We start from the raw sequence: 25,698 nt of genomic DNA, 5'->3' as shown, positions 1-25,698 counted from the left end.
ACGAATCAACTGGAAAGGCAATCGGTTAAGTGGAGGTTAGTTAGCCGAGAGAAAAAATTGAATGGAGGCTATCTCAATAAGTTGATTACCAGCATCCAAGTGACTTGATATGGCACCCATGTACATGCGAACCGACGTAATCTGATCATTCTCTATTCGATAAAAATGGGTAAATGGAGCTGTTTGCCAGAGGCCATCGATTTCTTTTTGAAACTGGTATTCCCCGACAATAATGCCACCTATCTCTGAGCTAATCACACTCTCGATGGCTTCCGTCCAGGTCGCATACCTGGCGTCTAATTGCTGCGTGTACCATTTGTAGAAATCATAGCCTTTGTAAGATCCTTGAAGAATGTGCCCCTCTCCCAGTTGCCAGATGCATTGGGGATGCAGGTATTCGATCGATTGATGGAGAACCCAGGTATTCAGCAGACGGGCATTGAGGTCCGTCACGCCTGGGCGAACCGGTGATCCCGACAGTAGTTGATAAATAGTGTTCAATAGTTTCATGATCGTTTACGTTTAAAAACTCAGGAATAATCAAGGGATAATACCTCAACTGACATAGGCGTGGGCCAACGGTTTTTTTGATAATTCGTACGCTTGCCCAAGCAAATAGACAGGAACAGGTTTGGAAATACCTCGTACCTGAATGGTAATGGGATCAACCACCCTTGTTGACCTAGGCAATAAATCCATGACATCAGCTGACACGATATAGTCGTTATTTACCTCTTTGGTTGCGTTTTGCAACCGAGAGGCTACGTTGACAGCATGACCCATGACAACTATATGCTTTTGCTCACCCAGGTAGATGGTTCCGCTTATAACCGTGCCCTGATGAACGCCAATACCAATGGAGATGCTTAGATCAAAATACTTTTGAAAATACTGATCGTTAAGTCGGTTAAGTTCAGACTGAAGGGCGTAGCCCGCCTGTACGGCCGCTGAAGCACTGGCGGTCAGCGTCTGCTCCAGGCCAAAAACGATGTATAAACTATCGCCAGCGCTTTCAATGATCTTGCCCCCGAAGCTCTGCAAGATGAACTGAAAAGCAGTGAACAGTTTGCGAACAAGGTGAATCACATCGAAAGCCAGATGGGTCTCAACCAGGTGGGTGAAATTACGGATGTCCAGAAAAAGCAACACCAGTTCTTTTTCCATGCCCATATCCTGGCTTTTACCCACCGCTAACGGGCTCAGATACAAGTCTATATCAGTTTGGTCGCGCAAAATTGGAGTGACTTTAGCCCCATCGCCAACTAGGCGGGCCTGGCAGGCCAATCGAATATCTGGGGGCAAATGCATTTGACCAGCTAATTGTCGCTCTGCTGCCGTTGGCGTACTGAGTACATCGGCACCCGCATGAACCAGTAGCCGACAGGTCGAACATCGTGCATTTCCCTGACATGAATGTAACATCGGAATACCGGTCGTTAAGGCAGCCTCCAGCAGCGTTTGATTTGCCCTAACCAATATGCTTTTCTGTTGGGCGAATTCAACCCGAAAACTCTTTGGTGTGGTCGACATGACGAAAACGAGTTGAATAGTGAACTGAACGTCGCCAACTGATGACGCTTTCAGATAGTTCGTGGCTTAACTATGGTTTCGGATTTATTACCGATTGTGAATGCATATTTTGGAACTTCTCCCTATTAAATCTAGGTCGTCCGGCTACCAAAACTTTTGTCGCTTACTAACGAGTTTGCCTTATTTGCGTACATCTTCATCATACCGGGTGAAACCTACGGCAATACCCAATCGGACAAAGGCGTAGCGGTTATTGAAATAAATGTTATACGGATCTTCGCCGTAGTAACCAACGGTAGCAAACAGGCCCGTTTCACGACCAAATGGCGGAATATAATACACACTGAGTTCGGTGTTCAGTCGTCTGTGGACACTGGCAAGTCCAACGTTGTCTAATCGATTAACCGCGTAAGACGCCTTCACAATAATTCGAATCCATTCAGCCGTAAGCGATGATTTATGAAGGGCTGTAACGACTGATGAACTTCGCCGGAACCGGCGATAGAGGGCATGGCCTTGTAGCCGTGTAAATCCGTAATGACCGGATAAGCCTTCCGAATGATTAAAAAAGGGAGCATGCCAGCGAGCACCCAGTCCATAGTAGGTTCCGAAGTGGTTGCGGTGATAAGTACCCCAATGGTAATCTCCCTGGAGGTAATTCGTCGCGAAATCCCCGGTTTCCGTATTGTAACTGCCATCCGAATTGAACACATCGCCACTCTGCCCATTGGAATGGTGGTAAAACTGTCCTTCCAGGTACTTAAAGTGCACCGTATTCGACGTCATCCGGTAAAAAGCTCTCGCTCCGATCCGGTAACTGGGCGTTCCCACCGGCGATGATGCCCCATCCCGAATCCGAACTGTGAATCGGGGCGTAATAGCTATCGCCAATCGGGAATTGCGGCTGGCCAGCAGAAAAAAATTAGCGACCAACTCACTGTTAAGCATATACTTAATCGGCGCACCCAGCTCCCCTTTGGGCGATAGATAAGACATATCGGTGTGGTTGCGATAGAGTTCAATGTACCGATGATTCTGTACCTGAACCGAATCGGGACGGCCACTTTGTATAGGCTGCGCCAGACCAGGCAGACGTAAACCAAGGAGGTATAGGTTGTCCCCTAAAAGGTTAACAATGCCTTCTCTACCTGACTGCATAACTTGTGGACGCAGTCCACTTAATATACCGTTACCTTCCTTTTCACCCACGTCGCCAACAAGAAAGTCCGAACGTTTTTGTTCGAGCCGATTGAGGCCAGAAAGACTATCTGACTGACCAACGCCTAGTCGTGCCTCCAGTAAAAAGAAAACGAAAAGCCAGCTTTTCATATCGAACGGATACTACTATACGTAAGTAACTTGTGCTATTTTATGCCGTATTCCTAAGAAAAAAATACAGGACGTTGCCCATGACTCGAACTAGGGCATTTGTCTGACCGACGATAGCCTCCCACCTGATAGCTCCTGCAAAATCGGATGCGGTTTCCCACTCACTTCGGCTGCTTTGGTCTATTTCCGGATGGCTTTAGTAGGTAGATGATTGCTGATCATCTACCTACTGTTCGACGTGGGTAAGCATTTTATTGACAATCACCCATTGCCCATCCAGCTGATGAAAAGCCAGAAAGTCATAATAATTGAACTCATACATAGTCACTCGTACTTTGGCTACGGCGATTGAATTAATGACATCAATCTCAATAATCTCCGTTTCATAGGGCTGCCCGGAATCTTTGGGGCTGGTTCGGTGGGCAACTCCATCAAGGTACTCAGCCAGAGTTTTGGCATAAGGTTTCCCATTTATGTCGCCAAGGACAAATGAACCTGGATAAAATACTTTATTCAGTAATTCTACATTACCCTCAAAAATCCCCTGGAAATAATACCTTTTCAGCGCTTGTTCGATCGCCCCTCTTTCGTCCTCATTCGTTTTCATCTGTATGTCTATTTATACTTTAGCGCCCGGAGAAGTTCCGGGCCCTAAAGCGGATACAAACCTGTTTTCGGTCAGTTTAGACGATGACCAGCGGCCATACCACCGTCCACATTGATGATGGCACCGGTGACAAACTTATTTTTGGCAACCGCATACACCATATGCGCTACTTCTTCCGTTTCACCGATCCGGTTCAGCAGATGCAGGCCAGCTCCATTATCTGAGTCTTCACCATGCATTGGTGTACGAATCTGACCGGGGGCAATTGTATTGATGCGAATATTATCTCTGCCAAATTCAGCGGCCAACTGTACCGTCAGCGCATGAATAGCGCCTTTGCTTGAAATAGGCGCCGTGGATGGAGCACCATCTAAAGCATGCTCGACCAGCGGTGTACCAATGTTAATTACCACCCCCTCATGCTGTTTCAGCATTTGCGGAATGACTGCCTGCGTCGTGAAAAACGTACCTTTAAAATTGGTAGTCAAAAAGCGGTCTAAATAGGGCTCGTCTACCTCCAGGAAAGGCTTTGTTTCGTAAATGCCGGCATTATTGATCAGAATGTCAGCAGAGCCAAATCGCTCGACAGCCGTTTTAACCAGTAGCTCGCCTGTTGCTTTGTCGCTAACGTTTCCGACTACCCAGGCAAGATTAGGACCTCCACCCAGCTCGCGAAACGTCTCTTCCAATTTTGACGCTGTTGCCGAGTTGATCACTACGTTGTCGCCTTTTTCGAGAAAGTAGCGGGCAACTTCTTTACCGATACCGGATGATGCACCGGTAACAATTACAGTTTGCGTTCTCATGTCCGAACCTGGTTAATGCCTGTCGGCAGTAATTCCCTGCTCTCTTAAAACTGATGTTTGTTCACCTGCATACCCCCAATCGTCCAGATTAACTTCCTGGATAACCACGTGCGTCAGATGGGGGTCTTTATTGAGCACAGTGGTAATCAGATCCGTTACCCCTTTAATCAGTTCCTGTTTCTGTTTGCGGGTAACACCTTCGCGAGTCACTTCAATTTTTACGTATGGCATGGCCGGACTAATTAAGCGTGAGCTAGTTGGGTGATCGCTTCGGCAGTTAATCTGATGTTCAGATCAAAATTGTTATAGATCAGGTTATCACCCAGATTTTGGAAGAACCTGGAGGAGCGGAACTTTATGCCATACTTCGTCCGGTCTATGGTGATTTTACCAGTAGCCGTAGCCGAATTACCCGAACGATTCACCTGGGCATCAAAACTGGTAGGATGCGTAATCCCTTTAATTGTCAGCTTGCCCTCAACGTGATAGGACCCGTTTTCGCGGGGTTCAGCCTGGCTGATTTCAAAGATGGCTTCTGGGTACTGTTCTGAACTGAAAAAGTCATCGGAAGCCAGGTGGCCGGCAAATTGCGCATTCGTAGCAGGATCGGTAACATCGAGGATTTTGATAGACCGGGTGTCAATGACAAATCTCCCGCCGGTAAGCTCGTCATCACGAAAAAGTAATGTTCCTTCTTTGATCGCAATCGTGCCATTATGCGCACCGGTTACTTTACGGCCGACCCAGTCAATCGTACTTTGGGCGCCATTGATATTGAACTGTTGAATATCCATTTGTTTTATAGTTTAAAAGAACAATGCAAAGTTGTTTCGCGCAATCGGGTGGATTACGTGATCTACATCACTTTCAGAAGAAAGCTGATTAATTGTGACTTACATCACATTTCAGGCGTGATAAAGGCGACTTAGCCTTTCGTAGGATACGCATAAACAGGCCGCTATTAAATTTCCGGGAACAAGATTATGTACTTGTGGATACTGTTTCAGCAATGCCTCTTATCCATGTTGATTGAGGAAAGCAATCGATTAGAGGAGGCAAAGAATCAGCCAAATGTGAATGCAAAAGCATCCACACCCGAGTCCAAAAATTCGATCTCGAATTGACGGTCAGCGATGGGTTTTGGCTGCCGGATCAATTGATACAGCCGCTGTTCAGTAACCATGCCGTACCCTTGATCATCAACGTCAACACCATGCGCAGCAACGGGTGGCACTCCATCAATGCGTACACGAAATCGCACCGGCTTATCTGATGCCGAAGGCCCCATGACGAGGTAAAGATCGCGGGCGTGAAAACGAATCGTGATTCTCCCCTGGGCCTTGTTGAGCGTAATCGCCTGTTTTTCAACCGTCCAATCACCCGAAAGTGCCCACTGATTAAGCTTCAGCTTTTTGGGTAATTCATAAACGCGTCGCTTATCCAGAATGGCACCACCGGGAGATGCAAAATTCTCCGTTCGTTCATAACCAAGGTAGTTCTCCGGTGACTTTAAGCTACTCCAATCAGCAGCCACTTCAGCCCCGCTTGCTTCGATGGCCACCAACTCCTGTTGAGTACCACCCGCTCCGACTTCCTTTAGCAACTGCTGAATGATGCGTTCTGCCCGTTCATAGTCACCCTCTCCGAATTGGTGATCCCGGATTTGCCCCTGTCCATCAATGAAGTAGAGAGCTGGCCAATACCGGTTCTCGAACGCATTCCAGATCGTATAGCCATTGTCTACCGCAATCGGATAATCAACCCGCATGTCTTTGGCGGCCCTCCTCACATTCTCAATGTTTTTCTCAAAAGCGAACTCTGGTGTGTGTACGCCAATCACCACCAAACCCTGAACTTTATATTTAGTAGCCCATGCTCTGACATAGGGAAGGGTCCGTAACCAATTGATGCAAGTGTAGGTCCAGAAGTCAATCAGGACAACTTTCCCTCGTATGTCGTCAGCTGTCAGAGGTGTTGAGTTAAGCCAGGTAGTTGCGTTCCGAATCGATACTAATGCTCGTTCGATAGGTAACTGAACCGCTCTGGGTGTCAGTGATTGCCCACTGACATTCGACATACCAAACTGAGTGGCTGCCAGGGTCATAGCTGCCGTGCCTAAAAAACGACGGCGATCATAGTTGAGATTGTTAAACATATTCGGTTTCTCCGTTTGAAATCTAATCTGTCCCATGGATAATAGCAGGTTAGATGCTGTGTACTATGATTTATTTCAGCAGGGAATGCTTAGCCGCCGTTTCTATGATTGCAGCAACGGCTTTGGGTTGTGCAATAAAGATTACGTGGCTTCCTTTGATCTCCGAAACGGTACCACCTGTTCGTTTGCCCATAAACCGTTCCAGATCGGGTGGTATAGAATGATCTTCAGTGGCAACAATGTGCCAGGTTGGCTTCGTTTTCCAGGCGACATTCTTGAATACATGCGCAAAGGCAGATACGGCTACTGGAACCTGAGAAGCATACATGTATTCAGCTTCTTCATTTGGCAGATCAGCGCAAAAACCAGAGTGGAATTTCGCCTGATCATACCAGACATACCCATCTACCGGAGGCAGTATTCCGGACTTAGGATCAACAGGATAAGAACTGAGTAATTGTCCGAGGGACTCTCCTTCATCGGGGGAAAATGCGGCAATATAGACCAGACCGACTACATTTGGCGAATTCCCGGCCAGCGTAATGATCGCTCCGCCATACGAATGCCCAACCAGAATGACAGGCCCTTTCTGTCGATCCAATACCCTTTTGGTTGCGGCCAGATCATCTTCCACCCCCGTATTCGGATTACCAACAATACTCACCTTATAACCATGAGATTTTAAAATAGTATACAGCTTTTGGTAGCCTGATCCGTCGGCAAAGGCCCCGTGAACCAGCACAATGTTTTTTACCTGTGCCTGCGTCCTACTGCTCAGAATGGATGTGATCGTCAAGAAAAGCCAAAATAATATCCTGTTCATGATTTATAAATTTTGCGATTCGTTTTCGCGTCCGACATCAGGTAGCGTAATCGTCTGCTTCATGTACTAATTCGTTACGCCACGCAGTGATTTAAAGGCAGCCCGGAGTTCAGCCGAAAAGAGCTCCGGTTGTTCCCAGGCGGCAAAATGACCACCTTTATCGACCTCATTGAAATAGATGAGTTTGTGGTAACTACGCTCGGCCCAGCTTCGTGGTGCCTGGTAGATTTCGCCGGGAAAGACCGTTATAGCAGCAGGAATCGAAATATCCACGGCGTTGAAGTTGTTGGCGTTATTTTCCCAGTAAAGCTGGGCGGAAGAGACAGCGGTATTGGTCAGCCAGTAAAGTGTAATATCATCGAGCATCTCATCTTTTGTAAATGCTTTATCAGCATCTCCACCGCTGTACGTCCATTCATTGAACTTGTCATAGAAAAAGGCTGCGAGACCTGCCGGTGAATCCGTTAGCCCATAGCCCAGGGTCTGCGGTCGGGTCACCATCATGGCAGCATACCCACTGCCTTTTGTGTATAAATAAGCAAGAGACTTGAAGGCGGCTTTTTCTTTGTCGGACAGTCCGGCTGGGGCCGGATCACCATTGTTGAGGGCTTTTGCTACGTCTGCTGGCACGGTCGCTGGCATATTAACGTGGATACCCAGCAATCCTTCTGGCTTCTGATGCGCCATCTTATCGGCAACCACCGACCCCCAATCACCACCCTGAGACACATAGTGTTTATAGCCAAGTCGTTTCATCAGTATAGCCCAGGCTTTTGCAATGCGATCAGCATCCCAGTCAGTATCCTTCGGTTTTTCCGAAAATCCATAACCAGGCATGGAGGGCAGAACCAAATCAAATGCCTCTTCTGCATGACCGCCGTACGCGGTGGGGTCGGTGAGCGGACCGATAACTTTAAGTAGCTCAAATATGGAACCTGGCCAGCCATGAGTCATAATGAGCGGAAGCGCGTTGGGATGTTTAGAGCGAACGTGCACAAACTGAATGTCGAGTCCGTCAATTGTAGTAACAAATTGTGGCAGTGCATTTAATTTCTTTTCTGCCTTACGCCAGTTATAGCCGGTTCCCCAGTAATGAACAAGTGCCTGAATCTTATCCAGCTTTACACCCTGAGATTGATCCTTGACCGTTTCCCGCCCTGGCCATCGAGTGGCTAACACGCGTCGGCGGAGTTCAGCCAGCTCAGCTTCGGGTACGTTTATGTGAAAGGGCCGGACCGCATCGGAGACCACCGGGTCTTTGACTGATTGTCTGATCTGGGCATTGCCTGGGGCATCCTGAACCGCAAGGCCGAAGCCGCCCGCTGCGGCTAAAAGAGGAGCAAACAATACTTTTTTCATGTAGAGGGATTTTAAACTGGTTTGATGCCCCTATAGATGCAGGCTCATTGGCTTGGTCACACTGTAGTCGTTAAAAAATAATTGGCCCACAAGGGCACAGTAAGCGACCACATTGAAGCTTTTGTCGACTGACCATACAAAAGCAAATGGACTGATTTACGCCCAAGTCTGGCTTCGATGAGAACTATCAGCCACCACCTCCAATCTCATGGAGTCATCGAAACCTACATACTCCATGAAATTGGAGTTTATGGACTCTTGCTTCAATAATTGATAAGCTAATTCCTCCAGAAAAGCCGTATCTGAGCGTATAAAGAGCGTTTCTACCTCAAGCTGGCAGCGAATTCGGGATTTGGCACACTTTTCGACTACCCCCAATTGAACCATGAACAAGAGTCGGCAAAGGGCGAATCGAAGCACAAACCAGAACTACGGGTGTTTTGATCAGCCAGCTTGACGGAGCCCTGTTCCCAGGTCGTCGTTCATGGGAACGATACTGAACACGCTCTGATCCAGATTAGCTGGTTCATATAAACTCTGAGAAGAATACAGTTAGCTGTCTGTTCGAAGAAAAACAGGGCACTTGCAAGAGCGCCACAATCAGATCCCTGTTCAAACCACTTCAAGCGTCTGGTAAACAGATGGACTTTTAAGAATACGCACCAGCAAATAAAGCGGCAACTGACTGAAAGCCCCATTTCAGGGTAGCGGTATCGTTGTGGCCAGTCTGAAGCCTTTACCGCCTGGATTAAAAATTCCTTATCAATGTAACCAATTACTACTATGAAAATTGACCAGCTTACTTTAATTACCGGTGATGATTACTGGGTTCAGCAGCATCGTATGGGTAACCAATTGGGAATGAGCATACTGTATCAACGATACTACCCAAAAGTATACAATAAATGTCTTTCCCTTTGCCAGGATTCGGACCTCGCCTTTGATCTCGCACAGGATATTTTATTAAAGGCATTTGACCACCTGCATTCCTTCAGGGAGCTATCATCCTTTTCTACCTGGCTCTACACGATTACCTACAATCATTATCGGGAGTTTTTTCGGAATTCAAAGCGTCTGCCAATCTCCCAACTCAATGAAAATCATGAGGGGAGTGCAGGTGATTTCGCGATGACATTTGAGGAAAGTACAAGTCAGCAAGACCCGGCAGAAAGCAGGATGCTGGCGCTGCTTAGTAGTATTTCAGAAACGGATAGAACCATGTTATATCTTAAATATCGCGATGGTCAATCCATTGAACACATCCAGGCTCGGTTTATGCTTTCGGCCAGTGCCGTTAAAATGCGGCTAAAAAGGGCCAGAACAAAGCTTAATAAACTCTATGCGAAGCAACCATATTGAGTCGGGTTTATTAGCTGATTCACCAACTATGTCTTGTTTCTGAATCAGAACGGGAGTCTGATCTTTATTGCGCATCCTCACCTATCTTTCTAATTATCAACATGTTGACATTTGCGCCATGTTAGAAAATCATTTGCTCCTTGTGTTGACCCTGTTATTCGTGGTTTCCATGTTGGCGCTTATCAGTGAAAAACTTAATGTCCCCTACCCGATCGTATTAGTTCTTGCCGGGCTCATTATCAGTTTCATTCCAGGCGTACCGTTGGTAAGTATGAGGCCTGATGTTATTTTTTTCATCTTTCTCCCTCCATTACTCTACTCAGCTGCCTGGAACACTGCCTGGAGTGAGTTTTGGCATTTACGTCGATCCATTGGCACCTTAGCCGTTGGCCTTGTCATTTTTACAGCCACAGGTATCGCGTTTGTTTCTTATTGGTTGATTCCCAATTTTTCGCTGGCAGCCGGGTTTCTATTAGGGAGTATTATTTCACCACCTGATGCTATTGCGGCTACATCCGTTTTACAGAAATTGAAGATACCCCGACGTGTGACCACCATTTTGGATGGGGAAAGTTTACTAAACGATGCCACCAGTTTAATCGTCTTCCGTTTTGCACTGATTTGCATCCTCACGGGTAAGTTTATTTTTTGGGATGCGACAGTAGGATTTTTCACTGTGGTTATCATGGGTGTTGTCATTGGACTCGCCATTGGCCATCTGGTATATTTAATCCATAAAAATTTACCGACAACAGCCGGCACAGACACCGCACTCACATTGATTACACCCTATTTAATGTATCTGACGGCGGAGCATTTTCATTTTTCCGGTGTATTGGCGGTAGTAAGCGGTGGGTTGCTAGTATCCTATCGATCTGCCGACATTTTCGCCTATAACTCTCGCTTGCAGTCGTTAACGGTTTGGTCAGTTCTGGTCTTTCTCCTGAACGGAATCGTCTTCATTTTGATAGGATTACAATTACCACAAATAATTAAAGGTATAGAGCGTTATTCCTTCCCGCACATCATTTTTTATGCGGTTATCATAAGCCTGGTAACCATTATCATTCGCTTGTTCTGGGTCTTTACAGTGAACTATCTAATCCGTTTGCTTAAACCCAGTCGAGAAAATAATGAGGCCCGATTTAACTGGAAAGCGGACTTTGTTGTCGGGTGGAGTGGCATGCGTGGCGTCGTATCGCTGGCCTCTGCTTTAGCTATTCCATTAACCCTCTCAACGGGTATTGAATTTCCGTACAGGAGCTTAATATTGTTTATTACCTTCACGGTTATACTAGCCACGTTGATTCTTCAAGGTCTTACACTGCCTTTTTTATTACGCTGGTTAAAAGTGGAGACCCATGAGAATGACGTTCAGCAGGAAAATACGATTCGCTATAAGTTAGCAATTGCGGTAATTGAATATTTAGAACGCAACTGCCCAACCGAGATCACTGAAATACCTGTTTTTACGAGAGTAAAAAACAGGTATGAGCGGATGGCAGAAATAGCGAATAAAAGCCTGGTTGCCGATGATGACTTATCACCATCCTTTATGAAAACCTACCGGGATATGTTGCTCGAAATAATTCGGGTCAGGCGTGCTGTCCTAAAGAAAATGCACCGGGATAATATATTTGCGGACCATTTAATCCGGGCGAAAGAACGCGAATTGGATCTGGAAGAGGCTAGAACCCGAAAAACGTAGAACGGTTGAGGAGTAGTGAAATTGGTCCCAACAGCATGATCAACCAGTGATTTGAGGAGTCATAACATACCTGGCATCTGGAAATAGTCAGGTGGTCAGTTGAGCCTGCGTAGCCGTCTGGAATTAAATATCCAGTTCGTATTGAGCGAAAAACAACCAAGTCCTGCCCATAACAATTTCTAAATCAACTATGCCGCTTAATGCCATAAACGTCAACCAAGAATCTCCACAAACCATTCTGCTCGTAGAAGATGAATTCGCGGTAGCCAATGATTTGCAGATAATCCTGAAAAAAGCGGGCTACCGGGTCAGTGGCATTGCCTTTACAGTGGAAAAAGCCCTGGAGATCATTCATCAGCAACGACCCGATCTGGTTTTGCTGGACATCCACCTCAAGGGGGCGCAAACGGGTATTGATCTGGCCTGGCAGCTGAGTAAAGAGGCTATCCCATTCGTGTATTTGTCGGCCAATACCAATACCAGCATTCTTGAGCAAGCTAAAATGACCAAACCTTACGGTTTTTTGGTGAAGCCTTTCCGTGAAAAAGATGTGCTGGTAGCGCTGGAAATTGCCCATTACCGTCACGCTCATAGCATCGAACTACAGGTACGACAGGAACAGGCATTACAAATTAAATTAACAGATGCGCTTTCGGAAAGGAGTAACTGGGAACAACGGTTACTAACCGTTGCACGGCTTTTTCAGCCCTATATTCCATTCGATTACATGGTTTTGGGGCCGGAAAGAGAACCGACCCAGAATGCCTTCCGCTCCTATAGCTTCTTCAGGATCGGCCTCGATGACTATCAAACCATTGGGACGAATACTTTTCTGCAAATGACCAGCCTGTCAATGGAAAAGTACCAACAGATTCTCTCTCAGGTTCCTTACGATGGAGAGGCTCTTTATAACGGAGCTGATTTTGTCGCGATATGTCGGCAAAATCCCTTAAAAGCACTCATTGCCAAAACGTTCCGACTAGAGTCAAATTTGACGATTCCTTTAAAAACGGCGCAAAATGGCACCTTCTATGTTTCCTTTTTTAGCCGACAGCCAGACACCTATCAGCCAAATCACCTGGCTTTACTTCTACGAATGCAGCCGTCGCTCACACTGACGGTTGATCGGTTACTGGCTTTTGATAAGATCGAGCAGCTCAGTGAACAACTGCGCCAGGAAAATACCTATTTGCTGGAGGAGGTAAAAACTGGAGCTAATTTTGAGGAAATCATCGGAACCAGCCCCTCTTTGCTGGCTGTGTTCAACAGCATTGAGCAAGTGGCCCCAACCGATTATACTGTCCTGATTCAGGGTGAGACCGGTACGGGTAAAGAACTGATCGCGCGCGCTGTTCACAATCGATCAACCCGTAAGACCAAAGCCTTAATCAAGCTCAACTGCGCGGCCCTGCCAACCAATCTCATCGAGTCGGAGTTATTCGGCCATGAAAAAGGGGCATTTACAGGTGCTGTCGATAAGCGGGTTGGCAAGTTTGAACTGGCTCATGGTGGTACTATTTTCCTGGATGAGATTGGCGAGCTACCCCTGGAGCTGCAACCAAAATTACTGCGTGTGTTGCAGGAAAAGGAGATTGAACGTGTTGGGGGAAAAGGGTCTATTTATTGCGATGTACGGGTGATTGCGGCAACCAACCGTGATTTGCATCAAGAGGTAATCGCTGGCCGATTCCGTCAGGATCTGTTTTACCGCCTGAACGTATTTCCCATTAATCTGCCTCCCCTACGGGATCGGCGGGAAGACCTGATTCCACTGGCTAATTTCTTTTTGGCGAAGATCGCCAAGAAACTGGGCAAAAGGCTGACAGGACTTTCGAAAACTTCGTTAGAACAACTTCAGAATTATCATTGGCCCGGCAATATCCGGGAGTTAGAGCATCTGCTGGAACGGGCTGCTATTATGAGCACTACGCCCGAGATCTTTTTACGTGAATCATTGACAACTCACTCCATATCTACTCCTCTGGCTAGTCAGTCAACAACCTTTGTCAAACCATTTGATCAGGCCGAACGGGACAATGTTCTGGCCGCGTTGAAACAAGCGAATTATCGGATTCGAGGAAAAGGCGGTGCTGCTGAACTGCTGAACATTAAACCAACAACGCTCGAAGCCAAGATGATACGAATGGATATCAAGCGGAGTAAGTCGGCCGATTAACTGCCAGAAATTCAACAATAGTTTAGCGATCAATGTCCGGGACTTTCGCCTGGAGGTGTGCCATGGTTGACGGTGACGTTTATACTAACCACGGTCCACCAAGCCTTGACACACCTACCAGGCGAAGGTCCTGATGCCAGATCAGTCACATATGTAACGCTTACAAGCTTACAGGTTTATGATCGGCCTACCGAATAAGGGAATGCCTTTATTACAATCAGTGGCATAAATACGGGCAGTATCGACCAGTCTGTTGGCTGTTATCGTTGAGCGTTACAAATACAAGGCAATAGATTCAATTGTCCTTGAGATAGCTAGCCTTTCCGTTGGGGGAATTGTTCAATGATCCGTTGTACGTCCCGTTGTAACTGATCGCTGATCCGCGCCGGGTCTACAATGGCACTTTGAACAGAACCCCGCCAGATCAACTGTTTGGTTTCAGCATCAACCATATCAATCACCACAGTACCAGCTTCATATTTTTCCTGGGAGTACATGGGGCCCCAGGTGTTCCAGCTCCACCAGGATGGGCGCCAGTTCCGATATCCCCAGCGGCCCCAGCCATAATAAGGCCCATATACGGGAGTCGGTGAAGGGTTGCTGGTGACTAAACGCGTTTTATCTTCAACAAAGAAGTGATAACCGACCAGCAAATCGGGCATGTTTTTCGTTGAATCCAGTCCCCGCTGGCTTAACACCATATTAACGGTCTGCTCTACACGTTGCGTGGCGAGTTGGTTGTAATACAGCGGATTTTGTCCCGCGTTTACATCTGAATCCATCCAGCCGTAAGTTTTATAGTGATTAAAATCAATTGTTTGGGTTTTATCCACAGTTACGCGCGGGCTACAGCCAATCAGCGCGATGACCAAACTGATAGAGATATAAAGATTTTTCATGATAAGTATTGGTTTTGATGGAGAAAGTCATGACAGCACTAATCCGCTTCTGGACAGGATGTCATGCACTCAGTTAAGGCCTGAGTGAGAAGCAAAAATCGAGTAAGAAGGCCCACTGTTGTCGTTGATAGTCATACGTTTAGCCTGTTAATCAATCCAGGCTTACCATGCAATCCGGGTCAATTTTTAATTCAGCAGAATATATAATGTTTACATCACTCGATGACATAAAGTGAATTAGCGGCTTATTCGACGCTGCAACTCCTTCCGGGCAATGAAGATTCGGCTTTTTACGGTTCCTACTGGAATTGCTAACTTACGAGCTATTTCAAAATACTTATAGCCAGCTAAATGCAGTAGAAAAGCCTCCTGATGCATCGCCATCAATTGGGTAACCGCTGTCCAGATGTCCTCCTGTAAGGTCTCGCTAATTGCCCCGTTTGCTATAGAATTGAGGGATGAATTGGCCAAATCACAGGAATGGGCCGAAACGATTACCCGTCGTTCGCGTTTTTTCTGCTGACAACACGTGATAAACGTGTTGCGCATGATTGTGAATAACCAGGCTTTCAGATTAGAATCGGGCCTGAATTTGTGCCAATACCTGTATGCTCTCAGCAGCGTGTCCTGCACCAGATCGTTGGCGTCCTCCGGGTCTTTTGTAAACTGAATGGCGAGTTGACGTAATGGGCTCATGAACTGGGTAATCTGCTGGGTAAATTCGGTGTGTTGATCGGTAGTATTCATGTCATTTTTGTTATGTCGTATAAAATTTGGTAAGGAAGCAAGGCAAACAGAATCGTGGGAATCGAAGCCAATTACAGGTTTATGTCTTTCCACAGACAGTGGGCTTACGAGGATGTCATTTACATCCATACGTTGAATTATCAGCGACTACGAATCGGGATGGCGTAGCCTGCCGTAAATGAAATGACCCGGTTATGCGACTCTGCCGAACTAATATTGGAAAGGCCCAAACCATACCGACCTTCGATTTGTAGCGCTCCGATACCCAACTGCTGGCTAAGCCCCAAACCGAATTGCAAGCCCCAGTCCGATCGGTTCGTTTCACCGGGTCCATCGCCAAATTCAACTTTTACGTCTTTTCCATCGGTTCCCCGATTCTTCCCTCCAATGGCGAAACCGTAGGAAGGACCAATACCTAAATAACCACGGGTCTGCTTACTGCCTAAGCTCAACCGGCCCATTACAGGAATCTCAATGTAATTCACTGTGAATCGATCGTTTTTGGCACGCTGATACCCCTTCTGAGAAAACAGTACTTCAGGTTGAAGGGAAAAGACATTAAACGGCGAGCCAATCAATACGCCAATCCCTCCCACAAATACACCGCGTGTTCGGGTATCGTTGTTGTTAGCCTGGTCGAATGCAATACGGGCCAAGTTCAGTCCCGCTTTGGGAACCAGTGCTACCTGTGCTAATGTGGTGCTCAACATTCCAATGAGTACCAATGCTGTGCATACAAATTTGTTCATCGTTATTTGTTGTTTATTGTTGAAAGCAAGGATGGTATAGACGAACGAGTACCATTCGCAAGCACCACCGTCTGGGAAAGAATTGATTTACTTGTCCAGCCCCTCTGCCGTTGAATCGATGGAGCGTTGGTTAGTGGAGTTTTTAATACAGCTGCGATACTATAAGCAGGCACTTTATGCCCATTCCGATGAGGATGTTGAAGTAAGCGTACGATAAATACCTGAACGTGCGATACTGAGTAATCGGCGTGTCTGATGAAACTCTGCCGATATATTATTTAACAGTACCTGTTTATCCTTTAGCCAGAGTTGCATGATCTGGTTCTAACCATTGTTCGGACTAATTCCTTGCAGGTCTTGATTACCTGAAATGCACACGTATAAGTATGGACATAGTGGCCGCCGGGCATGCGCTCGTTGAAGAGCCTGAAAACATACTTATTGGTTGCTTTATTTACGTTTGAGTGCCTTGGCTTTCTGTTGAAAGCATGCTCTTTCGGATAAATGACAAGTAAAGTCGATTCCATAATATGGGCAGCGTTGGTATGAACGAATCCTTGCAACAGCAAGGCTTAAATCATATACCAATTGGCATACCATAAATAAAAAGCTAACTATTATTTTTAAAAGCTATTGAAAATCAATATCTTATACAAAGTTAATAGTTTACAAATAATTGTTCATCCTCCAAAATCTCCAAAATCAGTGAAGAATTTGGGTAAAAAATTTTCACTGATTTTGGAGATTTAAAGCCTGCGTTATGATGTCAAGGCATAACGCCGACACAGGTGTACAGTTTGTGCTCACTGCTTAGACGAACGGCTTGGATCATTGCCACCATCAACGATCTTTGTAAGACAACTAATGATATTACATATTATAGGAAGCTAACTGTCATTAAACCATCTTTGAAGTAGTGGCTACACTGGAAGCAGTACTGGTCAGTTGTTCGTCCTGAAACTGTAAGCTGATCGATAAGCCAGCGTTATTACGAATCGTTAACTCCCCTCCCAGTTGCTGGCTAAAGCCTTCAATGAGGGTCATGCCCAAAGAGTGACTATGAGCAGGATCATAATCTGCCGGTAAGCCAACTCCATCATCCGTTATCCTAAGCTCATACTCAGTGGGCCTTAGCCGATGAAAGGCCAGACTGATCGTTCCGGGACGACCATCGGGAAAGGCATATTTGAGAGAGTTGGTAATGGCTTCGTTGATGATCAGGCCTAAGGGCACCGCCTGGGTGACGTCTAGTTCAATTGCCTCTACATTCACCTCAAAGCCAATGGGTTGGGGCAGCTCATAGGACTCCCGCAGGTAGGCCACCACCTCCTCAATATAGTCAGCCATCGGAATACAGGCCACGCCCTGGGCCTGGTAAAGCTTCTGGTGGATCAGAGCCATCGACTGCAAGCGGTGCTGGCTCTGCTGGATGGCCGACAGAGCCGAATCATCCGAGAGATAACTGGCCTGGGAGTTCAACAGACTCATCACCACCTGAAGGTTGTTTTTGACCCGATGGTGAATCTCCTTCAGCAGTCGTTCCTTATCCTCAAGCAGTTGCTGCAACTCCTGATTCTTGTGATTGATCTGCTCTTGTTTGGTCTCCAGGAGCTGGTTGCTACGTTGTTTGAGTCGGTAGCGGTTGACACTCAGTCCCAACAGGGCCATCAACAGGGCTGTGCCTGCCAGTAGTCCATTACGCTGAACTTGCTGGGTCTGGCCTTGCTGAGTCAATAAAGCGATGTTTTTGGCTTTCAGCCGCAAGTCCTGTTCTTTCTTTTGGGTTTCGTAGCGGATACCCAACTCGGCAATCTGCTGGCTCTTGGTCTGGTTAAAGACAGAGTCATTGATGGCCTTGTAACGCTGGTAGTGCCGAAGCGCCAACGCAGTGTGGCCAAAGGCGGAGTCGACCTTAAAGCGCAACCAAACAATTTCCTGTCTGTTAGGCAAGGGGTATTTATAATCAGGAACATTGGCCACCTTTTTCAGGTAAAGGCGGGCCTTGGTAAACTGACCAGTGTTCACATAAAATTGACTCACTTGTAAACGGGCCAGATTTTGGCTTACCCCTTCCGGCCCATTCTCCGACCACTGAAGAGCCTGCAAATAGTAGGTTTCAGCAAGCCGATATTGCTTCAGGGCAGTATAACAATCGCCAAAGCTGCGTAATAGGTTTGGTTTTTCAAAAAAGACAGGATAGAGGGGTGGATCTTGTGAAACAACGGATTTGAGCTGGGTTAGAGCTGGTTGCACCTTACCTTGCTTAAGTAAGCAGGCAACCAGTCGTCTAACCATTCCTCCGTAGATGGCAACCTCTCCTTTTTGGTGGCTAAGGGCCAGCGACTGCTGGTAGTAATCGATGCTCTTGTCAAACTGATTCCAGTTATAGTACACATTGCCGATCATAAAATAGAGATAATCCAGATCATTGGGCAACCTATGGGCTTCAGCTTCTTCGATGATTTTCAGGTAGTACCGTAAGGCCTGGTCCAAATTATTTTTTTGTAAATGGATATCGGTTAGTAGAAAGTACGGGCTTGAGAAATCAATGAGATGCGTTCGATGAATGAAATCGCTTTCTCTCATTAAGTTTATATAGGTCTCATAGATCGGCTTGGGTCCAATCGCCTTATAGATGGCTAGTGCCTGATCGGCCTCCTTCTGGGCTTGTTTCAGGTTTACCAATAATTGGTAATTATAGCCAATTACCAGTAATAGGGCTGCCTGTTTTGGCTTATCCCCAAGTTGTCGGGCCAGCCTCAAAGCCCGGTTGGCAAACCCTATCCGCTCTTCCTTATGACCTCTTTGCGAAGCAGTGACCCATTTTAAAAGTGCCCAAAGTTCGCCCGCCTTGTCACCTGCATCCCGACGAGCCTGAATTACTGGCAGGAAGTAGGTCATGCCGGTGGGCCAGTCACCATTCAGTAAGTAGCTTAATCCCATCAACAACTGACTTTCCTGCTGCCAGTGCTGGCTGTGGATGCGCTGACTCAGGGTATCGGCTCGCTCAAAGTAGACACGGGCTGTGCTCCAGTCGGCCTCCCGGCTCATGGTGGAGCGAAGCCAGCTTTTGCCCAACTCCAGCAGCAGCCTGATCTGGATGGTTTCACTCACGCCCTTGAGCATCTTCTCGACCAGTTCAGTCCTTCGCTGGCGGATAAAAACACTACCCTGCACCAAAACTGCATCGTCTACTCCTCTGGTGAAGCCCATTCGACGGGATAGAGTCAGGGCTTGCTGAGCCATGGTCAGCGCCGAGTCCAGGCTGGGTTTAACATGCAGGGTTTTATGTAAATAAAAGTCACCCAGCCGCAGCCTGGTTTGAACCTGCTGGGTATCAGCTCGACTCTCATTCAGCGTCGATCGTAAACGGTTGGCTTCGGCGATGGCCATGGGTTGTGCCCTGAGTTTGGGAGCCTGGCTTAGCAGCAGGTAAAGTAAGAAGACAAACCGCATGGCATGAAGAGAGAAGTAATCGGTTGACGAATCACAAGGGCCAACAGTCACTGGTTGTCCCTACATAAGAGAAGGTATATATATTAACAAATGTAAAGTTAAGTAATTCTTAACCACAACATTACGAAGATGGCATCAAAAAAAGTCCTGCCAGTCCCCTCTAGACCCCAAATTGAACCGATACCGATACTCACCAACTGGCCAATAGGCTTCCTCGCGGGTTATTATTGCTTAAAGAAGAATAAATTTTTGGTTATGTACGTAGGTGATTATGTAGTCTCTAATTCACAAGTGTTAAGTGTAGTCATATCCAAACCACTGTAGTGTCGGGAAGCCTATTCATCTTGTAACGTATGTGTATGTACGTTAGCAATTTTAACTGTCAATAAAGTTCTTCAACTGTTTGCGTAAGCAAGGGTTGTAATCGTTGCAGGAGTGAACGATAAGCCCGTTGATAGGCATCTGGCTGATGACTTTAAAAACTCGCTATTCTGAGTCGTTTGGATGGACATAATTAGCTAAACCTGCAATTGAAAGTTCCTTGTATAAAGTATTCTGGCGGGATTGATGACATATTACTGTAACGTCTCTCTACTCACTCGTTCTTTCTCCAGAAGCGTTGGAAGGACAATAGTGAAGAGAAGTAGAAATTTATTTTTTACAATTCAGTGACCAATCCCAGACTCCTGCATCACAAGGGCCCAAAAAAATTGGCAACAATAAATTAAAATAAAAGGGTCTAGCCAGGTTTTAATGGGGTTTGGCCGGTCAATGATAAGCCTGCAACGGCCTGGAAATTTTGTTAACGAAATCCTGGATCTAGTCAGAGTGGTGGACTTAATGACAATAGAGTTAGGCCCGATCTGAGCCGTTATCGGCCAACAGCAAGTCAATTCTAAAAATATAATCATGAAAAACGATATGAACGAAATACTCAACTATGATCGTCGTCGCTTTTTGGGCGCAGCGGCTATAAGCATCGCGTCAGCCCAGCTCGGCTTTGTCGGTACTGTAAAGGCACAGGCTAACGGCCTAAATCCAACCCCTAGTACTCCAATAAAAATTCAGTCTAACTCAACAATTGGCCTATTGAAGCAGATTAATGCCGGTGTACTTAGTATTGGTTACGCGGAAACAGGCCCTGCCAATGGGCCTGTTGTAATGCTACTACACGGCTGGCCCTACGACATTCACAGCTTTGCTGATGTTGCTCCTTTGTTGGCCACAGCGGGTTACAGGGTGATTATGCCGCATCTACGGGGCCATGGCACTACACACTTTCTTTCAACCAGTACGTTCCGGAATGGGCAGCAGTCAGTGATTGCTCTCGACATTATTGCTTTGCTGGATGCGCTTAAGATCCAGAAGGCCATCGTCGCCGGTTTCGATTGGGGAGCCAGGACAGCCAACATCATCGCGGCACTCTGGCCGGAACGTTGCAAAGCCATGGTGTCGGTAAGTGGTTATTTAATCGGCAGCCAGCAGGCAAACAAAGCACCGCTGCCACCCAAAGCGGAGTTCTCCTGGTGGTACCAATTCTACTTTGCCACCGAGCGCGGCCGGATGGGCTACGAGGCAAATCGGCGCGATTTTGCGAGACTTATCTGGCAATTGGCCTCACCACAGTGGCACTTTACCGAGGCTGTCTTTGAGCAATCTGCCGCTACATTTGACAATCCGGATCATGTGGCTATCGTGATTCATAATTACCGTTGGCGATTGGGTGTGGCTGAAGGCGAGACCCAGTATGATGACTTCGAAAAACGACTGGCTACGGCCCCAATCATTACAGTACCCACCGTAACCCTCGAAGGTGACGCCAATGGGGCGCCACATCCGGACCCATCCGTCTACGCGTCCAAATTCAAAGGCCGATATGTACACCATACCATTACCGGAGGCATTGGTCACAACCTGCCCCAGGAGGCACCAAAGGCCTTTGCCGATGCTATCGTTGAGGCCGACAGCTACGTTAATTGACGCCCGTTTTCGTTGGTAGACAAGTTGCTTCAGCGAAATTTGTTACTTACAATAAACCTTAAAATCATACATATCTTAGTTTTTGAATTAAGCAATAGTGTCGTCCTGATCATTAATTTCAGGATAGATCTAAAAGTAGAGGGGTCAAGGTTCGACCACCTAATTCATCACAGCCTGCCCGTTACCAGCTGTATATATATTTTTTATTTAGGAGTCGATCCATCCATCGACAGTCAGGCTATTTCAGAATAGACTACACTGTTTCGTCCGATTATTTAATATAAGCGAAAATCGAAAACCTCAAGCCAACATCAATATGAAGTCTGAGCAAACACCAATTACAGGTAAGGAGAAAAAAGAAAGCTTAGCGCCTGACTTGCAGGCGCTCTCGGCTTTTTACGCGGCTTTTAACGAGCGCGATTTAAGGAAGATGGAGCAAAACTGGGTGCAATCAGACGAAGCAGTCATGGACAATCCCGTAGGTGGGATTATGCGGGGTTGGACGAACATAAAAGCGGTGTATGAAAGGATTTTTGGTGGTATATCACGAGTCGAGGTCGAATTTTATGATTATACAGTGTATAGAACAAGCGAGGTATTTTTTGTCGTCGGCAGAGAGCGTGGTACGTTGAAAAAAGAGGGTTTGACGCTCGAATTACAAATTCGCACAACACGAGTATTTCAACTAATTAAAAACAACTGGAAGCAGATTCATCATCACGGCTCGATGGATGATTCCGTGATGCTGGAAAAATACCAGCAAGCGCTAAAAGGCGGCTGTTAATTCCTCTATGAAGGAATATATACAATAGTAACTAAAATCAAAATCAAGTAATTTTCGAGAGATATTACTGGTTATATTCAAATAAATATGCATAGCCTGGCATTCCTTTGTTTTAGTGATGCTGGATTTTATGCGGCATTTTCCTGAAATGACATTTATGTTTATTCGTGTACCATCTCCTCTCTTCCTTACTCGTGCCTTGTCAAACACAGCCTAAACCTGTCATGCGTCAAATGGTGGCCTCCGTTCTGCTCGGTCAGCTTAACATTGATCAGGCCGCTGAGCGGTACAAAGTCAATCGACTAATCGTACTGCGCTAGATCAGAAAAATCGAAGAGTAAGTTATAGTTAATAAACAAGCGGCCACGGATGATTCTGTCTACCACACTGTCGAAACAGAGCGTCAAGTCAGCGTTCTCCCCAACAGAATGAGGCCGAAGTCAATCAACCGCAGGCAAAGGAATTAGAAGATCGTGTAAAGACTCATCCAATTGCGTGTATCGGATATCACCTACTGGTTTACTCCGTTTGGATGCCAGTATATCGCGTTAGTGACTTGTCCTGAACTCTTGAAAGTGAGCCAATGAAATATAGGGTAAAACTAAACTTTCACAGGTTTACAAAGGGAAAAGAAACAGACATGATTCACCGAATCGCAACAGGGTAGCCTGTGCCATTGTGGCGATCCTTAAACAGCGGGATTGCGGCCTAACTGTCAAAACCAGATCACTGGCGAACATGGCATCCGTCAGGCCACATTTTATAATTGCCGAGACAAATAGGGCAGCATGCGGATTTCAGAAGTCAAGCGGCTCCAGGAACCGGGAGACAAAAACCACCGACTTAAAAAAGGGACTGCCTGAGTGGTGGTGAGGCCCACCGAGCGACGAGGATAGTCAGGTGACTACTTTATTCGAAACAGATCAGTCAACGCAAAGCCGCCAGGTCATCGTTGGGTTGGCCTAAGCCGTAATGCCCTTAGTGAGCCAGAACTTATTAAATGCTCACATTTTTACCAGTGTGCACCATGTACATCGGGTAGTAACTGAGTGGTTAGTGAATACAACAACGAAAGGCCACATCTGGTCTTTCAGTTCATGACCGTACTGGCGGCTAAATTTCCAGTCAAAATTGACGCACCAAATGGGATCAGGACACTTCAGACGATTGTTTCTACGAATCATAAACGACAACGTTTCCAGCTCTTTATTGAAAAATGAGTAGTTGTTTATTCTGTCTTACCAATCAGTGATTTCAAAAATGGTACCTACTACAATGTCATGTTATAAATTGCCGGATATTGTAAGCAATTATTGCCGTTTGTAGGCCCCAAACGATCATTAACCCCATGATTAACAGAATGCCTTTACTTTATCAAAAAAAGTACTACTTTGTCTGATAATTTTTATTCAACAAGGTACACAATATGCAAAACAACCTGTTTTTTAGTGCTGCTCTGGCAACACTGTTTCTGACCGGCGATCTGCTACCTGCCACTGGAGTACTTAAAACTCCTGAAAAATCCAACATTCGTTTGAGCCTTGCTAAAGCCACAACCTACTCAGTTGATCCGGCCCAAAGTACAATCAGCTGGAACGCAAAAAAAGTAACCGGAGAACATAATGGCATTGTTAAAATGGCCAAAGGTCAACTCAACCTTGAAGGGAATAAACTCATTGGGGGCACCTTCGTTGCCGATATGAGCACCCTGCGCGACGTCGACAAGGGCGAAACGAATCCATTTAATGAAAAACTGGTCAATCACCTGCGGTCGGATGACTTCTTTGCGGTAGAAAAATACCCTACCTCGACCTTCAAAATAATAAGCGCCAAACCGATCACCGGTGCCCGGCCCGGAGAGCCCAATTATACGATCGTTGGCGATCTGACCATGAAAGCAACGACTAAAACACAGACGTTTCCAGCCACAATAAACCTGTCTGGCGATGTAGTACAAGCCACCGCCAAGTTTGCTGTCAATCGCCTTGACTACGATATAAAGTACAGAGCCGCCATAATTGGAACGGCTGCCGATAAAATTATCGATGATACATTTTCGCTGGATCTTAAGATTGTGGCAACAAAAGCACCTCTCTAATCCAGAATTCTGGCAAATCCTGATTCATCAGATAAATTATAATTGACTGGTTATTATGCTGTTTTGTGCAAAGAAGGAAAGCCTCCCGATTCACGCAAAATAGATCGCTGCTTATCCCAACAGGCTGGAATTCGTTAACAGTAGAATAGACCCTTATAGCATTAATTATGAACGAAATCAAAAAAGAGGACATCAAACAGGAAGTGTTTGATCTTTATGATGACTATGCGCACAACCGGCTCGACCGGCGTGACTTTATGCAAAAACTGTCTACGTATGCAGTGGGCGGGATTACTGTAGCGTCGCTGATGAGTTTTCTCATGCCAGATTACCAGGGTGCTATCCAAATTAAAGCCGATGATCCGCGTTTAAAATCAGACTACATCAACTATCAGTCGACAAAAGGTGGCGGAACGATCAAAGCCCTGGTATCGATGCCTGTGGATGCGAAAAAGAAACTCGGCGGCATTGTTGTGGTTCATGAAAACAGGGGCCTGAATCCGCACATTGCCGATGTCGCCAGACGAGCGGCTCTGGCTGGCTTTATTTCGATCGCACCCGATGCATTAACTCCGTTAGGCGGCTATCCGGGTACTGACGATGAGGGCCGTGCGCTGCAAAGTAAACGGGACCGGAATGAAATGCTGGAAGATTTTATTGCTGGCTATGATTATCTAAAAAACCACAAAGATTGTAATGGCAAAGTGGGTGTTGTCGGTTTTTGTTTTGGCGGGTGGATTGCCAACATGATGGCTGTCCGCATTCCCGATTTATCAGCATCCGTGCCGTTCTATGGCGGCCAGCCAACGGGCGACGACGTTTCCAAAATAAAGGCTCCTCTCCTATTACATTATGGAGAACTGGATAAAGGGGTTAATGCGGGTTGGCCAGCTTATGAAGCGGCATTAAAACAGAATAATAAGGAATACACGGCTTACGTATACCCGAATGCCAATCACGGCTTTCACAACGATACAACCCCTCGTTATGACAAAGCTGCTGCCGAACTTGCCTGGAAACGTACAATTGACTTTTTCTCAGCGAAATTGACGTAAAGATTTGAGGGTAAACCTACACTGGGCAAATTTCAGCTAACCAGCAGTTGCTAAATCGGGCTACTACCTGCCATTCAT

At 46.3% G+C, this 25,698-nt stretch carries 22 protein-coding genes; 8 read left to right on the top strand and 14 right to left on the bottom strand.

Annotation, left to right across the window (positions count from 1 at the left end; all coding sequences use genetic code 11):
* Positions 1 to 36: 36 nt before the first annotated feature.
* From G8759_RS15050 to G8759_RS15005, 10 genes are all read right to left on the bottom strand, one after another.
* Positions 37 to 510, bottom strand: coding sequence for a nuclear transport factor 2 family protein (locus tag G8759_RS15050; RefSeq protein WP_167209284.1), 474 nt, complete (start codon positions 508 to 510; stop codon positions 37 to 39).
* 45 nt (positions 511 to 555) lie between these two features.
* Positions 556 to 1,530, bottom strand: coding sequence for an adenylate/guanylate cyclase domain-containing protein (locus tag G8759_RS15045; RefSeq protein WP_167209282.1), 975 nt, complete (start codon positions 1,528 to 1,530; stop codon positions 556 to 558).
* A gap of 180 nt (positions 1,531 to 1,710) precedes the next feature.
* Positions 1,711 to 2,859 (bottom strand): hypothetical protein, encoded by a 1,149-nt coding sequence (locus G8759_RS15040; protein WP_167209280.1) that lies wholly within the window; start codon positions 2,857 to 2,859, stop codon positions 1,711 to 1,713.
* 226 nt (positions 2,860 to 3,085) lie between these two features.
* Entirely contained in the window at positions 3,086 to 3,466 is a 381-nt protein-coding gene (locus G8759_RS15035) for a nuclear transport factor 2 family protein (RefSeq protein WP_167209278.1), read from the bottom strand.
* 71 nt (positions 3,467 to 3,537) lie between these two features.
* A complete protein-coding gene (locus G8759_RS15030; protein WP_167209276.1) occupies positions 3,538 to 4,272 on the bottom strand; it encodes an SDR family NAD(P)-dependent oxidoreductase in 735 nt (244 codons plus the stop codon).
* Positions 4,273 to 4,284: 12 nt separating this feature from the next.
* A complete protein-coding gene (locus G8759_RS15025) occupies positions 4,285 to 4,503 on the bottom strand; it encodes a tautomerase family protein (protein ID WP_167209274.1) in 219 nt (72 codons plus the stop codon).
* An 11-nt stretch (positions 4,504 to 4,514) separates the two neighbouring features.
* A complete protein-coding gene (locus G8759_RS15020) occupies positions 4,515 to 5,066 on the bottom strand; it encodes a YceI family protein (protein WP_167209272.1) in 552 nt (183 codons plus the stop codon).
* A 269-nt stretch (positions 5,067 to 5,335) separates the two neighbouring features.
* Positions 5,336 to 6,463: a redoxin domain-containing protein gene (locus G8759_RS15015; protein WP_167209270.1), complete on the bottom strand. Its 1,128-nt coding sequence runs from the start codon at positions 6,461 to 6,463 to the stop codon at positions 5,336 to 5,338.
* A gap of 34 nt (positions 6,464 to 6,497) precedes the next feature.
* The gene (locus G8759_RS15010; protein ID WP_167209267.1) at positions 6,498 to 7,250 is read right to left on the bottom strand and encodes an alpha/beta hydrolase; all 753 of its coding nucleotides are present in this window, start codon (positions 7,248 to 7,250) and stop codon (positions 6,498 to 6,500) included.
* A gap of 66 nt (positions 7,251 to 7,316) precedes the next feature.
* Positions 7,317 to 8,609 (bottom strand): epoxide hydrolase family protein, encoded by a 1,293-nt coding sequence (locus G8759_RS15005; protein WP_167209265.1) that lies wholly within the window; start codon positions 8,607 to 8,609, stop codon positions 7,317 to 7,319.
* Positions 8,610 to 9,392: 783 nt separating this feature from the next.
* Here G8759_RS15005 and G8759_RS15000 point away from each other — a divergent pair.
* The 3 genes from G8759_RS15000 to G8759_RS14990 all read left to right on the top strand — a co-directional run bounded on the left by G8759_RS15000 (position 9,393) and on the right by G8759_RS14990 (position 13,852).
* Positions 9,393 to 9,968 (top strand): RNA polymerase sigma factor, encoded by a 576-nt coding sequence (locus G8759_RS15000; protein WP_167209263.1) that lies wholly within the window; start codon positions 9,393 to 9,395, stop codon positions 9,966 to 9,968.
* Positions 9,969 to 10,086: 118 nt separating this feature from the next.
* Positions 10,087 to 11,676 (top strand): Na+/H+ antiporter, encoded by a 1,590-nt coding sequence (locus tag G8759_RS14995; protein WP_167209262.1) that lies wholly within the window; start codon positions 10,087 to 10,089, stop codon positions 11,674 to 11,676.
* A 190-nt stretch (positions 11,677 to 11,866) separates the two neighbouring features.
* Positions 11,867 to 13,852, top strand: coding sequence for a sigma 54-interacting transcriptional regulator (locus G8759_RS14990; protein ID WP_167209260.1), 1,986 nt, complete (start codon positions 11,867 to 11,869; stop codon positions 13,850 to 13,852).
* Between the two features lie 314 nt (positions 13,853 to 14,166).
* Here G8759_RS14990 and G8759_RS14985 read toward each other — a convergent pair whose 3' ends face one another.
* From G8759_RS14985 to G8759_RS14970, 4 genes are all read right to left on the bottom strand, one after another.
* A complete protein-coding gene (locus tag G8759_RS14985) occupies positions 14,167 to 14,751 on the bottom strand; it encodes a DUF4136 domain-containing protein (protein WP_167209258.1) in 585 nt (194 codons plus the stop codon).
* Positions 14,752 to 14,988: 237 nt separating this feature from the next.
* The gene (locus G8759_RS14980) at positions 14,989 to 15,498 is read right to left on the bottom strand and encodes an RNA polymerase sigma factor (RefSeq protein ID WP_167209256.1); all 510 of its coding nucleotides are present in this window, start codon (positions 15,496 to 15,498) and stop codon (positions 14,989 to 14,991) included.
* 140 nt (positions 15,499 to 15,638) lie between these two features.
* On the bottom strand, positions 15,639 to 16,247 hold the full coding sequence (locus G8759_RS14975; RefSeq protein WP_167209254.1) for a porin family protein: 609 nt from the start codon (positions 16,245 to 16,247) through the stop codon (positions 15,639 to 15,641).
* A gap of 897 nt (positions 16,248 to 17,144) precedes the next feature.
* A complete protein-coding gene (locus G8759_RS14970) occupies positions 17,145 to 19,703 on the bottom strand; it encodes a tetratricopeptide repeat-containing sensor histidine kinase (protein WP_167209252.1) in 2,559 nt (852 codons plus the stop codon).
* A gap of 909 nt (positions 19,704 to 20,612) precedes the next feature.
* On the opposite strand from G8759_RS14970, the gene G8759_RS14965 reads away from it, so the two are divergent.
* The 5 genes from G8759_RS14965 (at position 20,613) to G8759_RS14950 (ending at position 25,620) form a co-directional block, all read left to right on the top strand.
* Positions 20,613 to 21,683, top strand: coding sequence for an alpha/beta fold hydrolase (locus G8759_RS14965; protein ID WP_232074262.1), 1,071 nt, complete (start codon positions 20,613 to 20,615; stop codon positions 21,681 to 21,683).
* Between the two features lie 316 nt (positions 21,684 to 21,999).
* Complete coding sequence (locus tag G8759_RS14960; protein WP_167209250.1) at positions 22,000 to 22,467, top strand: YybH family protein; 468 nt, start codon at positions 22,000 to 22,002, stop codon at positions 22,465 to 22,467.
* 194 nt (positions 22,468 to 22,661) lie between these two features.
* Positions 22,662 to 22,787, top strand: coding sequence for a hypothetical protein (locus G8759_RS36180; RefSeq protein WP_262890666.1), 126 nt, complete (start codon positions 22,662 to 22,664; stop codon positions 22,785 to 22,787).
* Between the two features lie 1,106 nt (positions 22,788 to 23,893).
* A complete protein-coding gene (locus G8759_RS14955; protein WP_167209248.1) occupies positions 23,894 to 24,565 on the top strand; it encodes a YceI family protein in 672 nt (223 codons plus the stop codon).
* A gap of 167 nt (positions 24,566 to 24,732) precedes the next feature.
* Positions 24,733 to 25,620 (top strand): dienelactone hydrolase family protein, encoded by an 888-nt coding sequence (locus tag G8759_RS14950; protein WP_167209246.1) that lies wholly within the window; start codon positions 24,733 to 24,735, stop codon positions 25,618 to 25,620.
* Positions 25,621 to 25,698 lie beyond the last annotated feature (78 nt).

Source organism: Spirosoma aureum (assembly GCF_011604685.1).
Classification (GTDB): Bacteria; Bacteroidota; Bacteroidia; order Cytophagales; family Spirosomataceae; genus Spirosoma; species Spirosoma aureum.
This window is presented reverse-complemented; position numbering and strand designations above follow the sequence as displayed.

What these genes read in the sequence shown, in the direction of transcription:
- G8759_RS15050 (WP_167209284.1), bottom strand. Translation starts at nt 510, where the DNA reads ATGAAACTATTGAACACTATTTATCAACTACTGTCGGGATCACCGGTT.
- G8759_RS15015 (WP_167209270.1), bottom strand. Translation starts at nt 6,463, where the DNA reads ATGGGACAGATTAGATTTCAAACGGAGAAACCGAATATGTTTAACAAT.
- G8759_RS14960 (WP_167209250.1), top strand. Translation starts at nt 22,000, where the DNA reads ATGAAGTCTGAGCAAACACCAATTACAGGTAAGGAGAAAAAAGAAAGC.
- G8759_RS14995 (WP_167209262.1), top strand. Translation starts at nt 10,087, where the DNA reads ATGTTAGAAAATCATTTGCTCCTTGTGTTGACCCTGTTATTCGTGGTT.
- G8759_RS14980 (WP_167209256.1), bottom strand. Translation starts at nt 15,498, where the DNA reads ATGAATACTACCGATCAACACACCGAATTTACCCAGCAGATTACCCAG.
- G8759_RS14970 (WP_167209252.1), bottom strand. Translation starts at nt 19,703, where the DNA reads ATGCGGTTTGTCTTCTTACTTTACCTGCTGCTAAGCCAGGCTCCCAAA.
- G8759_RS15045 (WP_167209282.1), bottom strand. Translation starts at nt 1,530, where the DNA reads ATGTCGACCACACCAAAGAGTTTTCGGGTTGAATTCGCCCAACAGAAA.
- G8759_RS14975 (WP_167209254.1), bottom strand. Translation starts at nt 16,247, where the DNA reads ATGAACAAATTTGTATGCACAGCATTGGTACTCATTGGAATGTTGAGC.
- G8759_RS15010 (WP_167209267.1), bottom strand. Translation starts at nt 7,250, where the DNA reads ATGAACAGGATATTATTTTGGCTTTTCTTGACGATCACATCCATTCTG.
- G8759_RS15030 (WP_167209276.1), bottom strand. Translation starts at nt 4,272, where the DNA reads ATGAGAACGCAAACTGTAATTGTTACCGGTGCATCATCCGGTATCGGT.
- G8759_RS15000 (WP_167209263.1), top strand. Translation starts at nt 9,393, where the DNA reads ATGAAAATTGACCAGCTTACTTTAATTACCGGTGATGATTACTGGGTT.
- G8759_RS15025 (WP_167209274.1), bottom strand. Translation starts at nt 4,503, where the DNA reads ATGCCATACGTAAAAATTGAAGTGACTCGCGAAGGTGTTACCCGCAAA.
- G8759_RS14965 (WP_232074262.1), top strand. Translation starts at nt 20,613, where the DNA reads ATGAAAAACGATATGAACGAAATACTCAACTATGATCGTCGTCGCTTT.
- G8759_RS15035 (WP_167209278.1), bottom strand. Translation starts at nt 3,466, where the DNA reads ATGAAAACGAATGAGGACGAAAGAGGGGCGATCGAACAAGCGCTGAAA.
- G8759_RS14950 (WP_167209246.1), top strand. Translation starts at nt 24,733, where the DNA reads ATGAACGAAATCAAAAAAGAGGACATCAAACAGGAAGTGTTTGATCTT.
- G8759_RS14985 (WP_167209258.1), bottom strand. Translation starts at nt 14,751, where the DNA reads ATGAAAAATCTTTATATCTCTATCAGTTTGGTCATCGCGCTGATTGGC.
- G8759_RS15005 (WP_167209265.1), bottom strand. Translation starts at nt 8,609, where the DNA reads ATGAAAAAAGTATTGTTTGCTCCTCTTTTAGCCGCAGCGGGCGGCTTC.
- G8759_RS15040 (WP_167209280.1), bottom strand. Translation starts at nt 2,859, where the DNA reads ATGAAAAGCTGGCTTTTCGTTTTCTTTTTACTGGAGGCACGACTAGGC.
- G8759_RS14955 (WP_167209248.1), top strand. Translation starts at nt 23,894, where the DNA reads ATGCAAAACAACCTGTTTTTTAGTGCTGCTCTGGCAACACTGTTTCTG.
- G8759_RS15020 (WP_167209272.1), bottom strand. Translation starts at nt 5,066, where the DNA reads ATGGATATTCAACAGTTCAATATCAATGGCGCCCAAAGTACGATTGAC.
- G8759_RS14990 (WP_167209260.1), top strand. Translation starts at nt 11,867, where the DNA reads ATGCCGCTTAATGCCATAAACGTCAACCAAGAATCTCCACAAACCATT.